Origin of the sequence: Mesotoga sp. HF07.pep.5.2.highcov (assembly GCF_003666285.1) — a bacterium.
Taxonomy (GTDB): domain Bacteria; phylum Thermotogota; class Thermotogae; order Petrotogales; family Kosmotogaceae; genus Mesotoga; species Mesotoga prima.
The window spans coordinates 1-23,339 of sequence record NZ_JFHJ01000370.1; the positions used below are offsets into that span (position 1 = coordinate 1).

Sequence of the window (23,339 nt, forward strand, 5' to 3'; positions counted from 1 at the left end):
ATATCTTTCGTAGGTGTCCGGGGCGATCGTTGCAATTCGCTTGAATCCTTTTTTTGATAGCTGTAAAGCTCCAGCGACGTTGGCTCCGGACGAAATCCCTACGAGCAGTCCTTCTTTTTTGTGCAGCCATTTCATAACTGAAAGCGCCTCTTCGTCTTCAATCGTCATCACTTCGTCCAGCAATGAAAGATCAAGCGTTTGCGGTTTGAAACCGGGACCGATTCCCTGTATCTTATGACTTCCGCTTCTTCCCTTTGAAATGAAGGGAGATCCTTCGGGTTCTATTCCCGCGATGCACACGTCCGGTTTCTTCTCTTTGAGGAACCTTCCGACACCGGAAACGGTTCCCCCGGTACCCATTCCACATATGAATGCGTCGATATCTTCCCCAACTTGAGAGTATATCTCAGGACCTGTCGAAGCGTAATGGTATCCTGGATTCGACTGGTTGTTGAACTGATCGAGCATGAAGGAGTCCGTGTTGTTTTTCAGATAGGTCTTTGCCCCGTCATAGGAACCTGATATCCCCTTTTCGGAGGGAGTTTTGACTACTTCAGCACCAAGCGCTTCCATTATCTTTACACGTTCGATACTTGCAGATTCCGGCATGAAGAGGACCGCTCCGTAGCCTCTTGGGGCCGCAAGCATTGCAATTGCAATGCCTGTATTTCCACTTGTCGGCTCCACAATGGTCATTCCCTTTTTCAGGATTCCTCTTCTTTCAGCATCAAGAATCATTCCAAGAACGGCCCTGTCCTTGATGCTGCCGCCGGGGTTATTCTTTTCAATCTTCAGGAAGATCTTTGCAGAATGGCCAAAAGAACTTAGTTCCAGAAGCGGTGTATTGCCTATCGCATCAAACAGGTTCATCCTGATTTCTCCCCCTTTCTACTGTTGGTGCATGAATTCTTGCGGGGATACCCGCTGCAAGAGAGCCGTAAGGCACGTGTTCGAGCACGACGCTATTTGCCCCCACTCTTGCATTATCGCATACATATATAGGACCAAGAATCTTGCTCCCGCACCTAGCACTACGTTTCGTCCAACGTCCGGATGACGCTTTCCCGTCATGACGTTTTTTGAACCAAGGGTTACGCCGTGATAAATCAGTGTTCCTTTGCCTACCGATGCTGTGGAACCAATTACTACTCCTGAGCCGTGGTCAATGACGACTCCTCCTTCAATTCTTGCGGCGGGATGAATGTCCATAGAATAAGCAACCCTTGAGAAATAATGTAGAATTCTCGCGAAAAGACCGAGGCCTCCATTCCATAGAAGGTTGGAGATCCTGTACAGCAGTAAACCATGGAACCCGGCAGAAAAGAGAAAGACATGCCACTTTCTGGAAACTGTAGGATCTTTTTCTAGATAAGCCTTTAGATCTTCTGAAATGTCGATTCCAGTCTGTCTTATATTTTCGAATGCCTTCATCTAACCACCCTCTTATTTTGCCTCATAGAGAAAGTATACTAAATGAATCGGGATTAGAGTTACCGGTTGGTAAATCTCCCTCTCTTACGGAGGGCCGCAAAGAGCAGTGAAGAGAAGGCAGCCATTACCATTCCCGAAATCCCGGCAATGGTGTACATTCTCCTAATACCGAATGCACGTATCAATACGCCTCCCAAGACTGAACCCAGGAGATAACTCAGTCCCATAGTTGACATCCAGTAGATTGTGAGCGCCCTCGTCGCTTTGTTTTCTTCGAAATTTTTGTGGATGAAGTTTGTAACGGAATAATAGACCACAATGTAGTTGATTCCGTGCAAAGCTTGAAATAGTAGAAAGACTGGAAAAGATGGAGCAATTGAAGTCAGGAACCATCTTAGCCCCGTAGCAAAGATTCCCACAAGAAGCAGTCTGGTATTGCCTATTCTATCTATGATCTTTTCGGCGAAAAGAAGAAAAGGCACCTCTGAGAGTGCCATCAACGAAAAGGAGAAACCTACCGATGAAAGGTCGTACCCCATATCACTGGTCAAAAGAGGGAGAAAGGTTGATCCAAACGCACCGACTGTTATCGATGCAACTCCTGCCAGCACAAGCAAGTAGAATTCGACTGGCAATGGCGTGGAATTCCTTTCGCTTTCACTCCTTCCAAGCATCCGCTTTGACGGATAAGCTCTGCTCACTGCGGCAGCTGTCAGCAGCGATACGCTGGCAATTATGAAGATCATTACGAAGCCTGCCCTCAATGCGATTCCAGAGATTAGGGCAGTTGCCGAATAACCTACAGTACCGAATGCCCTTGCCATGTTGAAGCGTTTTCCCTTGCTCCTCAAAGACGGTACTACTACGGATTCTGAGATTGGGACGATGCTGACCGCAAAGAATGCAAAAAGGGACATCGCAATCAATGAGGTTTCAAAGGTTGGAGTCAGAAAGACACCCCATACGGTGATCGCGGAGACGATCGAAAGCGTCCCCATTACCAAAGCGCCGCCTCTTCTTCTTGACCTCTTGAACCAGAAGGGATTGGCAATTACTGAAAGTATAGGAGTAACCGCCATTAGAATTCCGATTTCGACTGAAGAGAAGCCTTTGCTCTGGAAAAACTGACTGAAAAGAGCCATAACGCCTAGATTTGAGTAGATAAAGATTTCTGTAGCTGTCTCACGAGCGCTGGAAGAGGCTCCAGAAAGAAAAAGCGGCACCAATTATCACTCCTCCTGGTGTAAAATTCTTATGGGGGTGAATCCATTGTCGAAATGTTGTTTATCTCTATTGATGCTTATCATACCACTAATGATTCTGGGAAGCACCGGCCTGCACGTGACTCTTTCACCTTCATTATCTCTCGATAATATCCCCTCTGTCGCGAGCAACTACGTTCCCGATTTAGAAGATTTAGACAGGTATATGCGGATTCCGGCGATCTTTTCGGGGGGTATGGAGATAGCGATCGGTAATTCAAAATTGTACGTGAATATGGACTTGAGACAGGAGTTTTCGGATTACCTGATGGGAGACTGGTTAAGCAATCTTCCGCTTTCCACGACTTCCTTTCTTCCTGCCATTGACGTGAACTTTCCCAGACTGGGTTACTTCGAACGGAGAGATTCAAATTCATTCATATCGTTGGGAAGAAGGAAGCTCGGTCTCGGAGTTTCAACTTACAGCTTTGTTATCTCAAATTTTCTTCCGTATTTCGACCACCTGTGGATAGAGTTGAACGGGCAGGCAAAATCAGGTGAGTATCTTTATGATTTCTTCGCAGTATCTGCCGACAGAACGATAAGCGGCGGGCCAAAGACGCTTTTGGGTCATCGCTTCGGTTACATGAACGAAAACTTGAAAGTTACGTTTGGTGAGGAGAATCTTGTTTATGGTGTCTATCCCGATCTGCAGGACCTCGGACCGTTCTTGATTTACCACCATACCTATCAAAGCAACTCAAATGTCACTGCCACACTTGCAGCAGAGGTTAAACTAAGCGATGTAATGGCTTACGGAGAGTTCACACTTGATGACTTCAGACTTACATCAGAAAGCTCGAATTCCAATCCAACGGCATTTGGCTGGGTTGCAGGTTTTCTCTGGAGAATTTCCGATGGCAGGCCATATACTGGGCCTAAACTAGATGAATCGGAGCATGAAATTAGAGATAAAACTCTTCTGCAAGACGGTGGCCTCAGAGTCAGGATGGAGCACTACCATTCCACCACGTATCTCTACAACAGGGGAACAAATATAGGAAAGTTCACTTATCCCTATAGATTCAATGTATTACATCTAGACTCTTGGCCCGTCATCACGGGATTCTACGGATTCCCTTATGGCCCGGATTCGACACTAACGCTGATAGGCATAGAATACGAGAGCCAGAACGTTTCGTTGAAAATCGCTGCAGAACTATTGCGAGCCGGTTCAGTCACCATAGATTCTCCGTATTCTCCACCCTTCGATCCTGAGTGGTATGGACCGAAGAAGCCGATAACCACTTCTTTCATTCTGACTGGAGAAGGTTTTTATGCAGCAAATCAAAATACAACTCTCTTCGTTGCCGGTAAGCTGACCTTTTCCAGAAAGGTTGATTTCGGGATAAATGTCGGTTTTATTAGAATGTTTTCACTACTATAGGGAGGTATCGCAGATGAAGAAGTTTACCTTGCTTCTGTTCTTTACACTGTTAGCGACAGTGTTTGGTAGTCAGGGAACCCTGATGTTCAAGGGCACAGATCAATACAACTTGTTTTTGGGCAGAAACCTGGTTGATGGGAGAACTCTCTTTACTGCAAATACTGCAATTCCAGAGGGATTTGCTTCAGTCCAGGTTGAGCAGCCTACGGTAAAGACCGCGGCTGGAACCGACGTTTTTCTCCGAGTTACTCCGCAGTTCATGATACATAACTTCGAACCCTTCAAACAAAAGGGTGGTTGCAGTCTGTTGTTCCTCTTTATTTGAGGTATCGGTACGATACTTTGAAGCCCTGGCTTGTGCTGGGTTTTGAGAGCGAAGTATCAGACAATATAACGGGCTTCATAAATCTCGACATCCCGAAAGACTACAGGAGCTACATCAGTCACGGCGATAACTTTGATTCGAAGCCGTATATGAACTTTCCAGTGGAGCTCTTTGAGGGAAAACTGGAGGCGCTTGACATGAGCTGGCCAACACTCGGTTACGTGTCCTACTCTAGTGATAACTTCTATGCTTCGCTGGGTAGATACAAGGTGGCCTGGGGACCTATGAGAAATGGATTGACTATAAGTGACGCATCGTCTTATTACGACAATGTCTCTTGTTCATATACTACGCCTCTCTGGAAGAGCGGCCACTTTACCTATTCTTTTCTGGTTATAACCCCTACTTCACTCCTGAACGATGAAGAGTGGGTAAAACAGGGGAAAGTGTGGGATCTGAACCAAAGAAGGCCTTACACCGAAGGAGCGAAGACGATCATTGGGCACCGCTTCGATGTTCAGTTTTCCACATGGGGGAGGTTTGGTGTAGGAGAGCTTAACGTCGTTGGAGGGAAACACCCCGATCTGAACGACGCCAATCCATTCATTATCTTCCACAATACCTACGGCGAAGATTTCTCCAACGTGATGGCCTCGCTTGACCTTTCTCTGGTTCCTTTCAAGGGTATTGAACTCTACGGAGAAATCGCCATAGATGACGTCTCTTTCGGTTCTACTGAGGCCGGGGCGCGGGGCAAACCAACTGCCCTGGCTTATGGTGGTGGTTTTAGATACGCGGTGGATATTAAGGGAATGTTGCTTCTTGCCTCTGTAGAGCTCTATCACACTGACACGTGGATGTACAATCGCTGGCAGCCGTTTCTCACATTCACAAACAGAATCTACACTAAGTCCGAGCTTCCAGGAAGCAGGGATTTCACAGATTATCCTCTGGGATTTAAGTACGGACCTGATCTCAATGGGTTCTCGATTATGGCTAATGCAATAATGACCAATGGGCTTTCAATCTCCTTTGTATATGAATACTTCAAACAGGGAGAAGTTACTCTGAAAACCCCTTACTTGAACATGGAAGAGCCGGAAGACGACCCCGGTGAGTTTACGGCTCCTGAAGATTGGGGTGGGCCAGTTGGTGAAACTGTTAATGCGAACATCTTGAAGCTCAATGTAATGATCCCTTACAGGGACTTTACGTTCGGAAGCGACTTCTCTCTATACTTTGGAGATTATTTCAAGAAGAACGGAGGGTATGAAAGACCGATTTTCGAGATCAGACCTTATATGTCCTACGTCTTCTAGAAAGCGCGTTACTCCTGTAAATGCCTTTATAAAAAGGGACGAGAAATGACCCGTCCCTTTTTTCTAACAAGACTATATGAAGCCAAATACAAGGAATCCTATTAGGAATCCGATTATCAGTCCTACAATCAATCCTCTTGAGAACCTGTCGGTTCCTCGGGGTGGTGTTCTTTCCTGATTTTGGCTTTCTTTATACCAGTCTCTATCGTAGATTCCCAATTACTACCACTCCTTTCACTGAGAATGAAATCCATCCAGTACCTCTTTATGAATATCAGGATTGGAACTGCAAAAACAACGCCAAAGACGCCCAGCAGTTCGCCAAACCCTATTATCGATACCAGCACGATGAACCAGTTAATCTTAACTCTGTTCGAGAGAATTTTTGGCGACAGGAACCAGATCTCCATCTGGTTGGCGATGACCAGCAAGACGATGGCTCCAACAACCCCCCAAAGCCCTTTGCTTACGAAAGAAAGCACGATCATCGGAATCGATGTAACAACCACGCCAAGATACGGGACAAAATTAGTGATTCCCGCCAGCAAACCGAGGAATATCGCATTCGGGATACCGAGAATGGCCGATCCGATAGCGATTATTGTTCCAACAACAAGAGCAATTATCAGCTGGCCGCCAATGTAGGTCTGAAAATCCTTGTACAATGAATGAAAAAAGCTGCTCACCTTGTCCTGATCACAACCGGGAAAGAGCACGGGCACGCTTTTCTGGATCATATTGGTCTTTCTTGCGACCACAAAACCCGCAATAATCAGCAAGACAACACCTGTAATCCATGAAGTGATGTTTGAAGCAACGTATTGCCCAATCATGATTGCTGCATCACTCAACCACTGGGATGCGCTCTCGACTATGTCGACTATCGCTTCAGAAATGAATGGGGGAAGCTTCTCCAGCCATTTGTCGAATGTACCGCCATTGAAAAGAGAATCCAGCTCCAACGAAAGGCCTTTCACACCATTGATGGTTATTGGGACTACTCTGTAGATAAGGAAGAACATAAACGATAGAAGAGCTATGCCGGTTACTATGCTTAGGGCTCCCCTAGGGATCTTTCTACTGACAAATTGAGCCGGTGTGTTGATAATTAGCGAAAATATAAAGGCCAGTCCGAGAACCCTTGAGGTAGTAGGAAAGAGAAAGAGTGTCATGAACACTGCTATGAAATATCCAAGAACCCAGAACTTTGCTTTCTTCATAATAGCCCTCCACCGGAGAATAGTGACAAATCTGTTGTATACTCAATATGTATAATATCTTTTGAGGTGCCTTTATGAAAAGAGTATATATTATCCTGACAGTCTTTTTTCTTATTGCATTTGTTTCATTTGGCTCGATGCATTCATCAAGGATGATGGCTCCTGGATCTGTCAGAGCAATGGCTGGTTTCAAAGACATTGGACTGAGAATTGGAATTCTTTCCTTTCTTGAAGCCGGTTGGTTCACTGATGAAGGTCCTTACTTCACCGTGGGCTACGATGAAAACTTTCATTTTGCTTCCCGCGTTTCCTTCTCCTCACTTCAAGAAGCGAGAGTAATCGCGGAGTTAGGATATGATTTCAACGTTGTTTATCTAGAGGTAGGAGGGCTTTATGAATACGCCGCTCCCGATGCCTCGTTTCTTGGCGGACAACTGAAGGCGGAAGTGTTTTTCGATAATGATTTGAGCATTGTCAACGCTACCCTTGGCAGATTTCAGAAGGTTGCTGGCGAGACGCAGAAGCAAAGTTATACCTCTGTTGGTTTCTCCGCCAGGCGAAGGCTGGAAATTGGAAAGCAATTTTACTTCATCAACCTCGAAAGTGTCGAGCTTGTTGGTACATTAAAATGGGAGATAGAAGATGACCTCTCTTCCTTCAGCCCCTTTCCTGCGTACAGTTTTGTAGGAATCCAGCTTAATCTGGGATTTATAAACCAATAGAAACCCTCCCGATAATCATCGGAAGGGATTTTACGTTGCCTTTCCTGATAGGTTTTCCGCAGAAATCAAACTATGAAAGAAGTTTGGCTATTTCGTCTACTTCCTTTTCGTCAGGCATCTCACCATCAACTGCCATTTCCATGATTTTGCCTGCTATGTAAGATAGAAGACGATGAGACACTTTGGAAGCACGTCTCATTGACATTGAAGATCCTAGCGCTCTCTCTAATCTATCGTAGAAGTCGGCCCTCGCATTGATAAGGATCTCCCTCACTCTTTTGTTCTTCATTCCGTGAAGCCAGAGATATACAAGAGAAACCATTATATCTGGCCTTTCAGAATAGAGCTTCAACAGTTCTGCGTAAAGATCTCTTGTAATCTCTACAGGCTGTTTGCCTTGGTCGATGAGTGGTTCGATTCTCGGCAGGACGTAGTTGTTGAGAATATGCCTTGATAGATCGATTAGCATTCCCTCTTTGGAACGGTGGTGATAGTGAATAGCCGCAAGGTTCACTTCTGCTATCCCTGAAACCTTACGTGTGCTCAGGCCTTCGATCGTTTCTTCAGCGATGACCTGTATAGCAGCCTCCATTATTCTCTCTCTTGTTTCTTGACCGCGCACTGTCGTCACTCCTTTCAATCATTCGTATAACACAGATTATATCACATCGTTACAGGAAAAACAAAAAAAGCCGGAGAATCTCTCCGACTTCTGTCTATGCAACGATTCTTGTACCCGACTCTCCTTTGAGCGCGAGATCTACATTTTCCAGAGAAGTAATGATCGCTTCCTTTCCGGTTAGAGAGACAAATTCGATTGCGGATTCTATCTTTGGCAACATGCTTCCCTTAGCAAAGTGACCGGCTTCCATCAACTCTCTTCCTTCTTTTACAGTCAATTCCTTCAGTTCACTCTGGTTGTCTTTTCCAAAGTTTATGTACGCGTAGTCTACTCCTGTAAGGATAACAAGTGCGTCCGCTTCAATTAACTTCGCCAGCAGGGCAGAAGCTCTGTCTTTGTCAATGACGCTTCGACGCCTTTAATTTGTCCCGATTCGTCTCTGACCACCGGTATTCCACCGCCGCCAGCCGCCACGACGATGGTGCCGTCCTTTATCATCTCCCTAATAGGTTCGATTTCAAGAACGTCAAGGGGCATAGGTGAAGGCACTACACGTCGATAACCTCTTCCGGCATCTTCTTTGACGGTCCAGCCTTTGGTTCTCTCGAGTTCTTTGGCCGTCTCACTATCATAAAACGGTCCGACGGGTTTGGAAGGATTCTCGAAACCCTTGTCGTTCTTGTCCACAACTATCTGAGTCAGAACGCACGCTATATTCTTTCTTGTGTTTCTCTTGACAAGTTCATTGTTCAAAGTCTGGGTTATCAAGTAACCAATTGAACCCTGTGTCATTGCATCGTTTACGTCGATCGGAAAGGGAGGGAAAACGTCCTTCGCGATATCCTGCTGAACAAGGAGATTTCCAACCTGCGGTCCATTGCCATGAGTAATTACAAGCTCATAACCTTCCTCTACAAGATCTGCAAGATAGGCAGTCGTCGAGAGCAGGTTCTTCTCCATAACTTCTGCTGTAGGTTTTTCATTTGGTTTGTTGAGCGCGTTGCCGCCTATTGCAACTACGATTCTCTTCATACTTCCCCCTATAGCAGTGTGGCTATCATTACTGCTTTTATTGTATGTTTTCTGTTCTCGGCTTCCTCGAAGACTCTAGAGGCAGGACTTTCGAAGACATCTTCGGTTACTTCATTTCCCTTCACGGCAGGCAGACAGTGAAGGAAGATAGTCTCTGCCTTTCCGGTCTTTTTCATCATCTCAGCGTTAACCTGATAAGGTTTAAGCAGAGCAATCCTTTCTTGAAGCTTGTCCTCTTCACCCATCGATGCCCAGACGTCTGTATAGACTGCATCGGCGTCCTTTAGTGCAGAGTCGACATCTTCAGTGACCTCGACCGTAGCTCCGGATTGTTTTGCGATCTCTTTGCACTTGCTGACAATAGCCGGATCGGTGTGAAGTCTCTCCGGACCGCACGCTACGAAATGCAACCCCATCTTCGCGGACCCTATCATGAGGGAGTTGGCCATGTTGTTTCTGGAATCCCCCACAAAGACCAGCTTTCGTCCTTTCAGGCTGCCGAGGCTTTCTTCGATAGTCATGAAATCCGCAAGAATTTGGGTTGGATGGTATAGGTCGGTAAGCCCGTTATAGACAGGAACCCCAGACCACTGCGCCAGAACTTCAACAGTCTCTTGCTTGAAGCCCCTGAACGCTATCGCATCGAACATTCTTCCTAGTACTCTTGCCGTGTCTTTCAAATCCTCTTTCACTCCAAGATGAATATCGTCCTTTGAGAGAAAGACCGCATGGCCGCCCTCTTCACCGAAGGAAGTTTCGAAAGCAGTTCTTGTCCTTGTTGAGCGCTTCTCAAATACAATGGCAAGCGTTCTCCCTGCAAATCTACTTGTCGGCGTACCGGCCCTCTTTTCGACCTTCACCTGTCTTGCAATATCCAGTAGATAGCGAATCTCGTCTGTCGTGAAATCAAGCAATGTCAAAAAGCTCTTTCCTTTAAGGTTTACGCCCATCTTAACCCTCCTTGTTTTAGTTATCTCTAATATAATACATATATAAGACTATGCTTTCAATTGCGTTTATTCGTACGAGGAAACGCAGATTAAACCATATCACAACAATGCGGTGTTATGCTTTTGTATGCTAAGGTATATTGGCCAGATTAGGAGGTGGATTGTGTTTAAGGAGAAGCTGGAGAACTCAATAAAGAAAGTGCTGGAGGAATTTGACATTTATGATGACAAAATCGATTTTAAGGTTGAGATACCTCCTGAGGGGTTTGGTGATCTTTCTACAAATGCCGCGTTTATTCTTTCGAGGATCTTGAAGAAGAGCCCGAGAGAAATCGCTAATATAATCTGCGAGAGACTCGGCAACGAAGCCGACTATAGCAGAGTGGAGGTTGCCGGACCAGGATTCATAAACGTTGATTTCTCCATTACATATCTATCCTCTGTACTGGCGGAGTTGATCGATGCGCCGGATTTCTGGAAGAGAAAGGGCGATACGAGAATTCAGTTTGAATTTGCAAGCGCCAACCCAACGGGACCCTTTACAGTTGGTCATGGGCGCCAGGCAGTATTTGGAGATGTTCTGTGCCGAATCTTTTCTTCAAGAGGATACAGAGTCCAAAGAGAGATGTACATAAATGACGCGGGAAGGCAGATTGGACTCCTGGGCCGCTCTTTGTGGGTTAGATACAATCAATACCTCGGTGTAGAAGAGGAGCTACCTGAGGATGGCTATCAGGGTGAGTATTTGATCGATATTGCCAGGGGACTTGCCGGTGAGATCGGAGAGCGTTTCAAGGCGGTTTGGAACTCGGAGGCCGAAGCTTTTTTCAAGAAATATGCTCTCGACAAGATGCTGGAAGATATTATGGGAACACTCAAGAGGCTGAGAGTGGAGTTTGATAACGTCTTCTTTGAGAGCTCTCTGATAGACGATGGAACTGTTGACTCTGTAATTGGCATGCTTGACAGAAAAGAGTTGATATATGAATCGGAAGGGGCGAGATGGCTTAAAGTCTCAAACTTTGTGGAGGATGATGATAAGGTCCTCGTGAGATCGAACGGAAGCTATACTTACTTCATGACCGACATTGCTTATCATTACAATAAGCATGATAGGGGTTTCAAAAAGGTATTTGATATCTGGGGTGCGGATCACATGGGCCACATTCCTAGGATGAATGCTGCTATGAAGGCCCTGGGAATAGAAGATGGATTTCTGAATGTGATTGTCCACCAGTACGTAAATCTCAAAAGAGAGGGTGAAGTGGTAAAGATGTCGACCAGAAGAGGGGAATTCACAACCCTGGATGAGCTAGTTGAAGCTGTTGGAGTGGATTCGACGAGATACTTCTTCGCGATGTTCGATCCTGACACTCACATGCTTTTTGACATAGATCTGGCAAGGCAGAGATCGAATGACAATCCTGTCTTTTACGTCCAGTATGCCAACGCAAGAATAAGCAATGTATTCAGAACTGCTAAGGAGAAGAACGTGAAAAGATCGAGAGATTCGCTTGAGCTTCTCGATTCTCAGGAAGACAGGAGGATCATCAAGCTGCTGACGATTTTTCCTGAGATTTTGGATTCGGTAGTCGCAGATTACAGAACAAACCGTCTAACGTCTTATCTGGAGGATCTGTCCAGGGCATTTCACGGTTACTACAACAAGAATATCATTGTAGACCCGGAGAACCCGGCACTTTCAGGTGCAAGGTTAGCTTTGTGCGAAGCGATTCAGAACATTTTAAGGAGCGGATTAGAGCTTCTTGGCGTTGAGGCTCCCGATAGTATGTAATGGAAGAACTTCGTATTGAGAAGCTAATCGCAGGAGGTTTCTCTCTCGCCAGAACAGCTGACGGGAAAGTAGCTTTGCTCGATGCGGGTTATCCAGGCGAAGTTGTTGAAGCTAGCAAGAAAAAGGGAAGAAGCGACTTCCATACGATGAAGGTTGAGAGAGTGCTTGTCCCTTCAAATAGCCGGAGAGAAAGGCTTTGCAGGAACTTTCCGGTATGCGGCGGATGCGACTGGCAGACACTTGACTATTCAGAACAGCTTTTCTGGAAGAGAGAGGTAATTAGTGAGCAGTTCAAAAGAGTAGGAAAGATTGAACTGGAGGACTTTGAGATTGTTCCTTCACCAAGAGAGACGAATTACAGACTTAAGATGGAGTATGTGTGTCACGGGGGGAAAGATGGGCTTTCTCTCGGTCTTTATAGGAGGAATAGCAACTCTCCCGTTAGTTGCCAGGGTTGTGTGTTGGGCCTGAAAGACTTCGAAAAGGCCAGATCGGGTTTCGAGGAGATACTGAGGAAAACGGCAATCGTTCCATATAACAGGGTTACTGGAAGAGGCGAACTCAAGCATGTAATTCTAAGAGGCAACGGAAGAGAAATCATGGCAATACTTGTTACAAAAGGAGAATGTCTTCCCGATGAAAACCGTATTGTCTTGGAGGTTAGGAAGAAGCTTCCCTATGTCTCGACGCTCGTTCATCTTATGAATGCGAACGACAGGGTAGTTATGAGAGGCGTTTCGAGAACGCTTTTCGGGGAAGGGGTAATCGACCAGGAGCTTTCCGGAAGAAAGTTTGAGATTCCGCCCGTAGCCTTCTTTCAAAACAATCTCGAAGTTACGGAGTCGATTGTCAGTCATATATTTAATGAGATGAAGGATACGGCTGGCGACTCTCTTCTTGATCTTTACAGTGGCATAGGAACATTCTCTATCACCGTTGGGAAGAAGATGGGCCGTGTCACCGCGGTAGAATCGAATCCCGTATCTGTTAAGGCTCTCAAGGCAAATTCGAATCTTAACGGAATGTTTGGGATCGAAATCGTGTCGAGCGATGTTATTGAATTTCTCAAGTCTGATCAGCGTCACTACTCTACGATAATTCTCGATCCGCCCAGATCCGGAGTCGGTTCGGAGATTGGGCTTCTCGATAAGTTTGGCGCTTCCATGGTGTTTTATGTGTCCTGTGACCCTACTACCCTGGCGAGAGATACCGCAAAGCTCAGAGAGTCAGGCTACAAAATCTCTTCGGTAAAGGCTTTCGATATGTTTCCCCAGACATGGCATGCTGAGTGCGTGGTATTGATGTCCAGAGGATAATTGTAGGGGCGACACAGAGTAAAAATCCGAAGTGTAAAAATTACGAAAATATCGGTTCATGGGAACAAATCTATGAGGCTGATTTTGAACCGTACAGAGCGATTTAGATGTCAGTGCTAAAGGTATTGAGTATGCGGTAGATCAGGGAGCAAATATTATCAACCTCAGCCTGGGAGGACCCGGTGAGGATGTGGACATCGCTAATGCTGTTCGATATGCCAGTGAAAAGGGTGTATTTGTGGTGGCTGCTTCCGGAAATGATAACCAAAATTGCGACAGCTATACACCGGCAGGGCAGGAGAATGTGTATACAGTAGGGGCAATAAATCCACTGAAAACAAAAGCAAGATTTTCAAATTATGGGAATAGTGTGGAGGCTGCTGCTTCCGGTGTGAAAATTTTGAGCGCTGTACCAGGGAATCAATATGAAGCCTGGGATGGAACCAGTATGGCTGCACCGGTTGTTTCAGGCATTGCTTCAATAATGCTGACTCAGAAGCCTGATATTAATGTTGTTGAACTTGTTAGTATATTAAATGAATCTTCCGAGGATATTTTAGAAGAAGGACAGGATCAGAAGTCCGGCTATGGATTGCCCAATGCTGAAAAGGCATGGAAGTTGTTAACAGGAGAGGAAGTATCATCGACTGAAGAACAGGCTACATTTAATTCCTTGCAAAAAGCCATTGATGGAGCAAGCAAACTGAAAATCCGGCAAAATGATGTAAACAGTCTGGTGATATCAAATAACAATGCAGATAATAGTTCTGAGATAAAATCTAAATTAAGTGATCTAAAGGATAAAGTAAGTAACTACAAGGAAGAGAATGAGGAGCAGATTGAAGAATGGAAAAAAGAGTTTAAAGAAAACCAGGAAATCAATAAGCAATATATGCAGGAGATATACGAAGGTTTGGAAATACTTAAGCCCCTTCTGGAGCAGTTCTAGGACAGCTATGAACAGGGTACCTTAGAACTCACTCCCGAAGAGTTAATTCAGATACAACAGGAGATTGAAAAGCTGGCAGGCTATCAGGAATATGTAAAAACAAGAAGTGAAGAACTACAGAAGATGTGGGATGAAATAGCTCAACTTTTCTCTGAAGGAAATTATGAAGAGGCAAAGGCAATGTTTCCCGACATACTGGAGATGCAAATAGACCTGACTAAGAATCTGGAACTGCTATTAAATGAAATAAACGAACTTACAAAGTTATTAGAAGAAGTTCTTTAGTAATAGAATAAGACTTATTGCCATGCAGTACAGACATAAGAGTGAATAAGGATATGGAAAAAGCAAAGGCTTTTGAGAGGAAGGTGAAAACTAATGGGGATCGGAATTTTCTTTAATGTACCTGCCCATGGACATATTAACCCAACACTGCCAATAGTAAATGAACTGGTGAAAAGAGGAGAAACAATCATATATTACAGTACTGAAGCATTCAGAGAAAAAATTGAAAAAGCAGGTGCAAGATATAAGCCCTACAGTTTCTCTCTCCCTCAAGGGCCAACATCAGGCGGTAATTTCGTAAATCTGGCAGGAATGCTTCTAAAAGCCACAGAAGAGGTAATGTCCGAAGAGATGAACTATATCAGAAAATTGCAGCCTGATTACATCATTCATGATTCCATGTGTCCCTGGGGCAAGTATATGGCAAAGCATCTTGGAATAAAGGCTGTAAATACGACATCTACCTTTGTGTTCTCCGGAGAGACAACCAATAAAGCCGATGGATTCAGAAAGAAAATTTTAAAAATGGCGCTTGAAGAAGGTATAGGCAAAATTTTTGATATTGTTTCGACAAAAAGAAGATTAAAAGTAGAATATGGAGTAGACGGCAAAATAATGGATCTTTTCCGTAACCAAGAAGAGTTAAATATAGTATTCACATCTTTGCAATTTCAGCCGGATGGAGCTAAGCTTGGTAATAAGTTCGTATTCATAGGTCCGTCAATTTACGACAGGAAGGATGCCCAGGACTTTTCATTTGAAAATATTGGAGACAGGAAGCTTGTCTATATCTCTTTAGGTACTATTGCAAATGAAAGACTGGATTTTTACAGGGAATGTATTAAAGCATTTTCTAAGTCGGAATTCAATGTATTGATTTCCATAGGCAGCAAAGTAAATAAGAAAGAATTCGGAGTCGTACCGTCCAATATTTATATTGAGAACTATGTTCCCCAGATAGAAGTTTTAAAAAGAGCCAGTTTGTTTATATCCCACGGTGGAATGAACAGTGTGAATGAAGCCCTTTATTTCGGGGTGCCTCTATTGATTTTCCCCCAGCAACCCGAGCAGGTCATGGTTGCCAAAAGAGTTGAGGAATTGGGTGCGGGGATATGTATTACAAAAAAGGAAATTGATTCTGAATATCTATTTAAAAAGTCTGTTTACATTATAGAGAGCAGATCATTTTATGAAAGTGCAGGAAAAATAGGTGAGGATTTTCGAGAGGCTGGAGGGTATAAAGCCGGAGCTGATGCTATATTAAATTATGTTATGGAAAATGAAACTTAAGAGGGAAGGAAAGGATGATGAAGTCGAAAAGATTAATCTTAGTCTCATTAATGCTAGTTTTCATTCTCTCCGTGATTGGAATGGCGGCTAACGCTTCCAATAACGACCGAGATTCTCAAGATACGGAAGGTTCCATAATGGTCGGTGGTTTAAAGCGTACTTATCTCATGCATATTCCGCCTAACCGCGATCAATCCCAACCCATGCCGCTGGTTATCGCCTTGCATGGTGGAGGGGGAAGTGGGTCCGGAATGGTAGAAACAACCCAGGGTGGTTTTAATGTGTTGGCAGACGAAGAGGGGTTTGTTGTAGTTTATCTGGATGCTGTGGACAATCAGTGGAACGACGGCCGTAGCAAAGAAGAAGACCACCCGGCACACCGGGAGAATATCGACGATGTCGGTTTTATCTCCGCTTTGATTGATCAATTGATTAAAGAAGAGAATGTTGACCCCCAGAGGGTTTATGTTACAGGAATGTCCAATGGAGCGATGATGACGTATCGCCTGGCCGCTGAATTGTCTGAAAAAATCGCAGCGGCAGCTCCGGTGGATGGTAATATTCCCGAGAATTTAGCAGCTAACTATACACCCGCCAAACCTGTTTCCATGCTGGTTATCAATAACACTGCCGATCCACTGATGCCCTGGCAAGGTGGAGATATAACCGGACCTTTTGGAAACAAAAAGCTCGGCAAAGTACTTTCAGTCAGCGAGAGTATTAAATTATGGGTAAAGCACAACCAATGCTCAATTATCCCCGCGGAAATCACTAAACTGGATAATGATCCCAATGATGGCACTCAGGTACGGCGAATCACTTATACCGGAGGAGTGGAAGGGACGGAAGTGATTCTATATGCAATCGAAGGCGGCGGACATACTTGGCCCGGAGGTTCTTCTAAACTGTCGGAACGGGTTATCGGCAAAACAAGCCAGGAGATAAATGCTAATGAGGTTATCTGGAATTTTTTCAAGAACCATACACGGCAGTGAGGGAACTATCTTTTAAGGTTCAGTGTTATTCTACTAAAGCAGAATTGGCTGATGATGTTTTTATGACATGCTTTTAAGTTAATACTGAGCTTTGACAGCAAAAGTGAACAAATGGTAGGAATAAGTTCTGAAAGGTGCATAAGTTCGTGGTAGATATTTGAATCACTTTTGAAATGCGGTGCCACGTTGGTTTGATTGTCACTCTGTTATAACCTTAATGCATCATAATTAAATCTACTCAAGAGAGATAGCTTCCTCCTTGACTTCCGTATGGGTTATACTTTCCTTTGGGAAGAAGTGCAAATCGGTGTCAAGGAGGGTTTTTGTTGAAAGACTTTTCTGAACTTGTTTCGCTTGCCAAGGCAGGCGGTACTCGAAGAGTTGTTCTTATAGGATCAGAAGATAGAGAGGGGATAAGGGCTCTCAAACACGCATTTGACGAAGGGATCGCAACGCCGGTTTTTGTTGGCAGAGAAGCAGAGACTCTCGAAATCTTGAAAGAAGAAGGACTTGAGGGAGAGTTGATACCCGCCTCCTCCCCCGAAGAAGCTTGCGAGAAGGGGATAAAGTTAGTTAGTTCCGGCAAAGCCGATGTTGTGATGAAGGGACTGTTGAAGACATCGATTCTCCTGAAAGCGGTTCTGAACAAAGAATGGGGCTTAAGATCGGGAAGGGTTTTGAGCCACATAGCGGCTATGGATGTTCCGGTAGTCGACAGGGTTGTTTTCGTAACCGACGGAGGAATGATAATCCGCCCGGATCTACAGACAAAAGTGTCGATAATCGAGAACGCCGTTGCCTTTCTGAAGTCAATAGGCTATGAAAAACCAAAAGTCGCGCTTATTGCTGCTGTTGAGGTTGTGAACGAAGATATGCAAGAGACTATCGATGCGGCCGTTATTTCCAAGATGAGCCAAAGAGGGCAGATCAGCGATTGTGTAATCGATGGGCCTCTAGGTGTGGACAATGCGCTTTCGCTTGCAGCGGCACAAATCAAGAAGATTTCCGGGCCGGTAGCAGGGCAGGCCGATCTCCTAGTCGTACCGGATATTGCAAGTGGTAATTTTGTGGGCAAGTCGGCCGTCTATCTTGCCGGTGGAACGATCGCCGGTCTTATTTTGGGTGCAACTGCCCCAATCGTTATTGTATCCAGAGCCGATTCGGCTGCTTCTAAACTGGCATCTATCGCCCTGGCCAGTTATTCGATCGGCAAGAGCTCATGAAGGGCAATTTTAGAGATGAGACTATAAATACCGAAGGAAACATGATTTAGCGAGCTGCTCAGTTCTCTATCGATCGATTATGATCAGTATATTGTGACTGAGAACGGTAAGATCGCAAATCTTAATACGTTTCTGGAGACAACTCGGAAGCCCTAATAGTTAAGGCCGTTGTCGGCGGGTAAGGATTCAAGGAATCTGGAAACTGCAGAGTCTGGAATATCAATCCCGAGCTCGAGATCTTTCTTGTGCTTCCCGTGATAATCACTGCCGCCCGTGGCTATCAATCCGAGGTTTCCTGAGATTTCGAAAAGCTCTTCTCGAGTTGTTTCTTCATAGGTCTTGTAAAACACTTCCATGCCTTTTAATCCGTAACGTATCATTGTCCTAATGATCTCTATCGTTTCTTTTCGATCTAGCATCATCGAAAGAGGATGGGCTAGGACGGGAACACCCCCAGCGGAGAGAATGAGTTCAATTGCACTCTTTATGGATAGCTTCTCTTTCTCAACGTACGCTTTTCCATCTTTTCCTAGAAACTCTTTGAAGGCATTTTCTGTTGAGTCAGAATAACCCTTTCTCACAATTAGATTGGCTATGTGTGGTCTTCCCAGACTTTCACCGGGAAATGAACTTTCCAGCTCTTCATCGGTAATCTGAACACCGAGAGATCGCAGCCTCGAGAGAATCCTTGTGTTCCTAAGATCTCTCTTAAGCCTCAACTGTCTGAGCTCTTCTTCCATAGACGAAGCTTCGAAAACCATACCGTAACCAAGAACATCGAGGGTCTCATGAAAGTCACAGCTTATCTCTACTCCCCTTATGTACTTTATTCCAGCTCTCAAGCACAGTTCCCTGGCTTCATTCTGGCCAGCCAGTGTATCGTGGTCGGTAACAGAGAGAATGGAGATTCTTTTGTCCGCAGCCTTTTGCACTATTGCCGCAACCGAGTCCGTGCCGTCGGAATGATCAGAATGACAGTGAAAGTCTACAAACATTCAGCTACCACCTTTTACATCAATGATGATATTATTCTACTAGAGGTGATCACAATACAATACTACCTCAACGAAGGAACAATCTTGAAAAAACGTTACAGAATTATCGAGCCCCTTGGAAGGGGCGGTTTTGGCATGACCTATTTATGCTCAGACTTCCATACCGGAAATAGCGTGGCTGTTAAGGAGTTCTTTCCAAGAGGTGCAGAAAGGGAAGGTAATTTCGTTAAACCCATAAGCAGCGATCTGAAGGAAGCCTATTTCGAAAGGCTTTCTTCTTTTTCAGAAGAATTCACAATCATGTCTAAAATCGACGATGATAGGGTCGTGAAGGTACTTGATCTTTTTACGGAGAACAACACAGCTTACTATGTTATGGAATTTATAAGCGGAAGAACATTAAGAGACTCGGTGAAGTCCGATGGAGTTGTTGATGAGTCTGAAGCTCTAGAAATCATCGATGAAATCCTTAAGGGTGTGTCCTCGATCCATGAAAGAGGTTACATTCATGGTGACTTAAAGCCGACCAACGTCATGCTTACAGATGAAGGAAAAATAAAGGTCATGGATTTCGGCGCAGCCTGTTTGAAAGATGTTTACTTGATGAATTCACTTTCTAAGGTTGTTTCTTTGAGTTACACCTGTCCCGAGAAATTCTTATCTTCTTCAACTCCAAGCTATTCATGGGACGTCTATTCCGTAGGAGGTATCCTTTTCTTTCTCCTGAGTGGAGAGGATCCTATTCCTTCGACAGAGAGGATTAAGGGAATTCCACTTGTCTTAGATCTATTCCCCAGGAAGGCACGAAGAATTCTGGAAAAGTCAATGTCTCTAGTTGCAGACAAGAGGTACACAGACGCCGATCACTTCAGAAAAGCGTTGAGGCCGAGGCTATTTGGATTTTGATTTATCTTCTGGCAATCAGATAGTATATATCTCTCATCTCTTTCTTGAGGTCGGTAAAAGAGTCTATTTCTCCGAGAATCGAATGAAACGACTCCTTGACCTCTATCTGGGCCTCTTCAAGAGACTCGAAGGATAGAATAGTCAGTCTATTCTGTTTCCCATCTTTTCCGGGTGTCTTTCCAAGTTCACTTTCGGTAGAAATGACGTCCTTTATGTCGTCCATCATTTGGAAGAGTTTTCCGAATCTCACACCGAGTTTGTACATCTCGTCTATCTTTTCTCTTTTCTCTCTTATGAAGGGGGCAGCGAAGCAGAAGCCAAAAAGAGCTCCTGTCTTTGCAGCATGGATCCTTTCCATCTGTTCTATGGATTCGTCTTCTGGAAAGACGTCATCGAATTCACCCTCTACAACTTTAAGTGATGTCTCTTGCCACAGCTCTAGAATGGGATGAATGTATCTGGTTTCAAGATCAAGGGAGGAAAAGACCCTGCCTGGAAAAAGCATAAGAAAATCTCCCGCAAGTATTGCCTTGGATTCACCGAATTTGATATGACTTGATGGCAGGCCTCGCCGAATAGTGTCGTTATCTATGGCAGGTAGATCATCGTGAATCAGGCTCCCGCTGTGAAACAGCTCAACGGCAATTCCAGCCTTCAAAGCGTTTTCCTCTCCAAACCCCGTGTACCTGGAAAGTTCCCAGATTAGATATGCCCTGAGCCTCTTGCCTCCAGCCAGCGGAGTATAGCTGACGACATCTTTGAAAGGCTTGGATATGTGGAGTTCGTCCAGAAAGTTCTTGAGTTTGCAGTTGAAAAAGGGAGAGAATTCAGCTAGTTTCACTATCGTCTTCCTTGTTCCTAAAATGTTTTTTCAGCTCTTCGATATCGAGATTCTCGACAAACTTCTTGAAACCCTCGGTATCTTCTTCCTGGCCGTGCTGAAGCGCGTCGGTCTGTAGATTGCTTAGGTCGATCGAACTCTCTTTAAACACCGAATCTTCTACAAAAATCGGGAAGCCCTTTTTGACGGCAAGCACAAGACAATCGGAAGGACGCGCATCGACAACGTAAAGCTGTCCGCTTCTATCCTGCAAGTGCAGAGAAGCGTAATAAACATTGTCTTTAACCTGTCCGATCACCGCCTTTTCAAATACCCCGCCAAGTTGAGTAACCGTATTTACAAATAGGTCATATGTTAAGGGCCTTGGGAAGTCCTTTCCGCTAATCGCGAGGGCAAGAGCTTCGGCCTCGAACGGTCCGATCCATATTCCGAAACCTTTGTTAGTCTTTTCAACTTCAAGTATTACCACCGGGGAATTACTCTGGTCAAGAGCAAGGCCCCTCAGTCTTACCTGTAACATAGAACCCACCTCAATTTCTCATTGATTCCAAAGCTGCCTTAATTATATTATAGACTTCTCCGCTGAAGTCTTCCTCGGAATTGAAATCTTGGGGAAGGATAGGTTTGCAAACAGAAAGAGAGATTCTCGAAGGTGTGATCAGAAAGCTGTTCTTCCTGAGAAGATTGCGTGTTCCGTCAAGTGCCACGGGGAGGACCTTCACACCAAGTTTATAGGGAATTGATAGACTCCCTTCTTTGAATTTCCCAATTTCACCGGCCTCGCTTCGTGTCCCTTCTGGAAAAAGAAGAATCGTTCCGTCCTCTTTCAGAATTCTGAATATTTTCCTCATTGCGCCGGCCGTTTGTAATCTGTTTCCTCTTTCAATGTATACTCCGTCCAGCGCGCTTATGAACCAGCTTATGCCAGGAATCTTTGAGAGCTCTTTTTTTGCAATGAAAGCTATCTCTGGGTAGACGTAGCCGGGTATAAGAGGTATATCGAATGCGCTTTGATGATTTGCGACGATAACCATGGGGCCAGTCTCTGGAACGTTTTCCTTACCAGACAACCTTACTCTTGACCCCGAAAGCACGAAAGCCGCCCTGCCGAATCTAGAGACCTCTCTTGAAATGAAGGTCTTTCTCTCTTTCTTCCCTTTGAATTTCCCGATCACATTTCCAATTAGAATGACTATACCGCCATAAACACAGATGTAGAGAACTCCGAGCACGGCAATCCAGACAGTTACGAGTAAGCTAAGAAGCTTCTTCAGGAATCTCAATGCTCTTTACCTCCAGTATATCGCCATTCTTTATCCGGTACATCTTGGACTTTTCAATTATATCTTTTGCAAGACATTCCAGGTCTAGTCCAGCTTCGACCCGATTTATGTCGAAAAGCCTCGCCTTTGTTACTGGATTCGACGGAACAAAAACAGTACAACAATCTTCGTATGGCAAAATCGACGTTTCAAACGTGCCTATTTGTTTCGCGAGCTCTATTGTCTCGATTTTATCGTAAGATAGTAGCGGCCTGAGCACTATTAGCTCAGTCTGTTCTTCGATAACTCTCAAGTTTTCAAGGGTCTGACTTGCAACCTGGCCCAGGTTCTCTCCCGTAACGATTGCGATTATTCTTTGAGCTTCTGCTATCTTACTTGCGATTTTCATCATCAGTCTTCTCTGGCAGACCAGGCTATATCTTTCTTCAACGTGTTTATGGACTGCAATCTGAGCGTCGGTAAAATGCATGGAATATAGCCTGAACTCTCTTCCACCGTTATAGATTGAGAGAGTTTTCGCTAGTGACAGAACTTTGTCAAATGATCTTTCTCCGGTGTAAGGAGGACTGGAGAAGTGTATTGCATCGAGATCCAACCCCCTCTTTTGAGCCAGCCACCCTGCTACAGGGCTATCAATTCCGCCCGAAAGCAGCAACAAAGCCCTACCGCTAACTCCAACGGGAAGACCTCCGCTTGCTGTTGTCTTCCCACTCGAGATCAGCACTCCTTCATCCCTTATCTCAATCTCTATCTTGAATTCAGGATTGTGAATATCTACACTCGTTTCAGGGAGTTCTTCGAGAATTCTCTCCCCAACGAGGGGATTCAGCTCAACGCTTTTTAGAGGAAATCTCTTGTCCAGTCTCCGGGTTTCAACCTTGAAAGTCTTTCTTCCTCTCTTCATTTCATCCTTTGCAAGATCGACCGAGGTCAGGTAAATATCTTCCAGATCATAGGAAGTCCATGTTCCGACACTGAAGTTCTGTATGCCAAACGTTCTGGACATTATTTCTATCGACGATCTTAGTCTCTCTGAGGGAACAGAGACGATTATCCGTCCTCTGATTCTTTCGACTGTCGATCTTCCCAGTTGCCTCTTTATGTTGTTTACGAGGACTTTCTCGAAAAGCTTTCTGTTCCCTTTCTTCAGAGCGATTTCTCCATACCTGACCACAACAAATCTATTCATTA

Annotated in this window: 22 protein-coding genes and 2 pseudogenes; 12 read left to right on the forward strand and 12 right to left on the reverse strand. The window is 44.7% G+C overall.

The genetic code is table 11. From position 1 onward, the window contains the following. From cysK to BG32_RS07835, 3 genes and pseudogenes are all read right to left on the reverse strand, one after another. A partial coding sequence (gene cysK, locus BG32_RS07825; RefSeq protein WP_121526655.1) for a cysteine synthase A occupies nt 1-870 on the reverse strand: 870 nt, incomplete at its 3' end. After that, nucleotides 857-1,431 (reverse strand): annotated as a pseudogene (gene epsC / locus BG32_RS07830) (serine O-acetyltransferase EpsC). The gene cysK and the pseudogene epsC, both read right to left, overlap by 14 nt. A gap of 59 nt (nt 1,432-1,490) precedes the next feature. Next, on the reverse strand, nt 1,491-2,654 hold the full coding sequence (locus BG32_RS07835) for an MFS transporter (RefSeq protein WP_257211998.1): 1,164 nt from the start codon (nt 2,652-2,654) through the stop codon (nt 1,491-1,493). A gap of 37 nt (nt 2,655-2,691) precedes the next feature. On the opposite strand from BG32_RS07835, the gene BG32_RS07840 reads away from it, so the two are divergent. Genes BG32_RS07840 through BG32_RS07845 form a run of 3 tightly spaced genes read left to right on the forward strand, consistent with a single transcriptional unit; the run spans nt 2,692 to nt 5,724 of the window. Next, nucleotides 2,692-4,080 carry a hypothetical protein gene (locus BG32_RS07840; protein WP_257211999.1) on the forward strand — a complete coding sequence of 463 codons (1,389 nt, stop codon included), beginning with the start codon at nt 2,692-2,694 and terminating at the stop codon, nt 4,078-4,080. A 13-nt stretch (nt 4,081-4,093) separates the two neighbouring features. Then, on the forward strand, nt 4,094-4,405 hold the full coding sequence (locus BG32_RS16460; RefSeq protein ID WP_259459608.1) for a hypothetical protein: 312 nt from the start codon (nt 4,094-4,096) through the stop codon (nt 4,403-4,405). Nucleotides 4,406-4,422: 17 nt separating this feature from the next. Continuing rightward, the gene (locus BG32_RS07845; RefSeq protein WP_259459609.1) at nt 4,423-5,724 is read left to right on the forward strand and encodes a capsule assembly Wzi family protein; all 1,302 of its coding nucleotides are present in this window, start codon (nt 4,423-4,425) and stop codon (nt 5,722-5,724) included. A 128-nt stretch (nt 5,725-5,852) separates the two neighbouring features. On the opposite strand, the gene BG32_RS07850 is transcribed toward BG32_RS07845, so the two are convergent. After that, complete coding sequence (locus tag BG32_RS07850) at nt 5,853-6,944, reverse strand: AI-2E family transporter (protein ID WP_099771791.1); 1,092 nt, start codon at nt 6,942-6,944, stop codon at nt 5,853-5,855. A 74-nt stretch (nt 6,945-7,018) separates the two neighbouring features. Here BG32_RS07850 and BG32_RS07855 point away from each other — a divergent pair, with 74 nt between their 5' ends. After that, entirely contained in the window at nt 7,019-7,666 is a 648-nt protein-coding gene (locus BG32_RS07855; protein WP_099771792.1) for a hypothetical protein, read from the forward strand. A 70-nt stretch (nt 7,667-7,736) separates the two neighbouring features. Here the strand turns inward: BG32_RS07855 and BG32_RS07860 are convergent, their stop codons facing one another. From BG32_RS07860 to argF, 3 genes and pseudogenes are all read right to left on the reverse strand, one after another. Continuing rightward, nucleotides 7,737-8,288 (reverse strand): TetR/AcrR family transcriptional regulator, encoded by a 552-nt coding sequence (locus BG32_RS07860; protein ID WP_006491714.1) that lies wholly within the window; start codon nt 8,286-8,288, stop codon nt 7,737-7,739. A gap of 94 nt (nt 8,289-8,382) precedes the next feature. Beyond that, nucleotides 8,383-9,320, reverse strand: a pseudogene (gene arcC / locus BG32_RS07865) (carbamate kinase). Between the two features lie 8 nt (nt 9,321-9,328). Further along, entirely contained in the window at nt 9,329-10,270 is a 942-nt protein-coding gene (gene argF / locus BG32_RS07870; RefSeq protein ID WP_006491716.1) for an ornithine carbamoyltransferase, read from the reverse strand. Nucleotides 10,271-10,433: 163 nt separating this feature from the next. Here argF and argS point away from each other — a divergent pair, with 163 nt between their 5' ends. From argS to BG32_RS07900, 7 genes are all read left to right on the forward strand, one after another. Further along, the gene (gene argS, locus BG32_RS07875) at nt 10,434-12,065 is read left to right on the forward strand and encodes an arginine--tRNA ligase (protein ID WP_099771794.1); all 1,632 of its coding nucleotides are present in this window, start codon (nt 10,434-10,436) and stop codon (nt 12,063-12,065) included. Further along, nucleotides 12,065-13,381 (forward strand): 23S rRNA (uracil(1939)-C(5))-methyltransferase RlmD, encoded by a 1,317-nt coding sequence (gene rlmD / locus BG32_RS07880; protein WP_099771795.1) that lies wholly within the window; start codon nt 12,065-12,067, stop codon nt 13,379-13,381. Before argS ends, rlmD begins: the two co-directional genes overlap by 1 nt. A 124-nt stretch (nt 13,382-13,505) precedes the next feature. Then, nucleotides 13,506-14,330 (forward strand): S8 family serine peptidase, encoded by an 825-nt coding sequence (locus BG32_RS07885; RefSeq protein ID WP_099771796.1) that lies wholly within the window; start codon nt 13,506-13,508, stop codon nt 14,328-14,330. A gap of 123 nt (nt 14,331-14,453) precedes the next feature. Next, on the forward strand, nt 14,454-14,615 hold the full coding sequence (locus BG32_RS15580) for a hypothetical protein (protein ID WP_180274830.1): 162 nt from the start codon (nt 14,454-14,456) through the stop codon (nt 14,613-14,615). A 93-nt stretch (nt 14,616-14,708) separates the two neighbouring features. Next, nucleotides 14,709-15,905, forward strand: coding sequence for a macrolide family glycosyltransferase (locus BG32_RS07890; RefSeq protein WP_099771797.1), 1,197 nt, complete (start codon nt 14,709-14,711; stop codon nt 15,903-15,905). A 14-nt stretch (nt 15,906-15,919) separates the two neighbouring features. Beyond that, nucleotides 15,920-16,900: a PHB depolymerase family esterase gene (locus tag BG32_RS07895; RefSeq protein WP_099771798.1), complete on the forward strand. Its 981-nt coding sequence runs from the start codon at nt 15,920-15,922 to the stop codon at nt 16,898-16,900. 326 nt (nt 16,901-17,226) lie between these two features. Further along, complete coding sequence (locus BG32_RS07900) at nt 17,227-18,123, forward strand: bifunctional enoyl-CoA hydratase/phosphate acetyltransferase (protein ID WP_099771799.1); 897 nt, start codon at nt 17,227-17,229, stop codon at nt 18,121-18,123. A 152-nt stretch (nt 18,124-18,275) separates the two neighbouring features. On the opposite strand, the gene BG32_RS07905 is transcribed toward BG32_RS07900, so the two are convergent. Continuing rightward, complete coding sequence (locus BG32_RS07905; protein WP_099771800.1) at nt 18,276-19,118, reverse strand: PHP domain-containing protein; 843 nt, start codon at nt 19,116-19,118, stop codon at nt 18,276-18,278. Nucleotides 19,119-19,202: 84 nt separating this feature from the next. Here BG32_RS07905 and BG32_RS07910 point away from each other — a divergent pair, with 84 nt between their 5' ends. Further along, nucleotides 19,203-20,024 (forward strand): serine/threonine-protein kinase, encoded by an 822-nt coding sequence (locus BG32_RS07910; RefSeq protein ID WP_257211933.1) that lies wholly within the window; start codon nt 19,203-19,205, stop codon nt 20,022-20,024. Between the two features lies 1 nt (nt 20,025). Here the strand turns inward: BG32_RS07910 and BG32_RS07915 are convergent, their stop codons facing one another. The 4 genes from BG32_RS07915 to thiI are packed head-to-tail and all read right to left on the reverse strand — an operon-like array spanning nt 20,026 to nt 23,337. Continuing rightward, nucleotides 20,026-20,865 carry a polyprenyl synthetase family protein gene (locus BG32_RS07915; protein WP_099771801.1) on the reverse strand — a complete coding sequence of 280 codons (840 nt, stop codon included), beginning with the start codon at nt 20,863-20,865 and terminating at the stop codon, nt 20,026-20,028. Continuing rightward, nucleotides 20,852-21,385: a bifunctional nuclease family protein gene (locus tag BG32_RS07920; protein ID WP_099771802.1), complete on the reverse strand. Its 534-nt coding sequence runs from the start codon at nt 21,383-21,385 to the stop codon at nt 20,852-20,854. Before BG32_RS07920 ends, BG32_RS07915 begins: the two co-directional genes overlap by 14 nt. Before the next feature lie 10 nt (nt 21,386-21,395). Then, a complete protein-coding gene (locus tag BG32_RS07925) occupies nt 21,396-22,148 on the reverse strand; it encodes a 1-acyl-sn-glycerol-3-phosphate acyltransferase (protein ID WP_006491732.1) in 753 nt (250 codons plus the stop codon). After that, a complete protein-coding gene (gene thiI, locus BG32_RS07930; protein WP_014730159.1) occupies nt 22,123-23,337 on the reverse strand; it encodes a tRNA uracil 4-sulfurtransferase ThiI in 1,215 nt (404 codons plus the stop codon). Before thiI ends, BG32_RS07925 begins: the two co-directional genes overlap by 26 nt. Nucleotides 23,338-23,339: the final 2 nt, after the last annotated feature.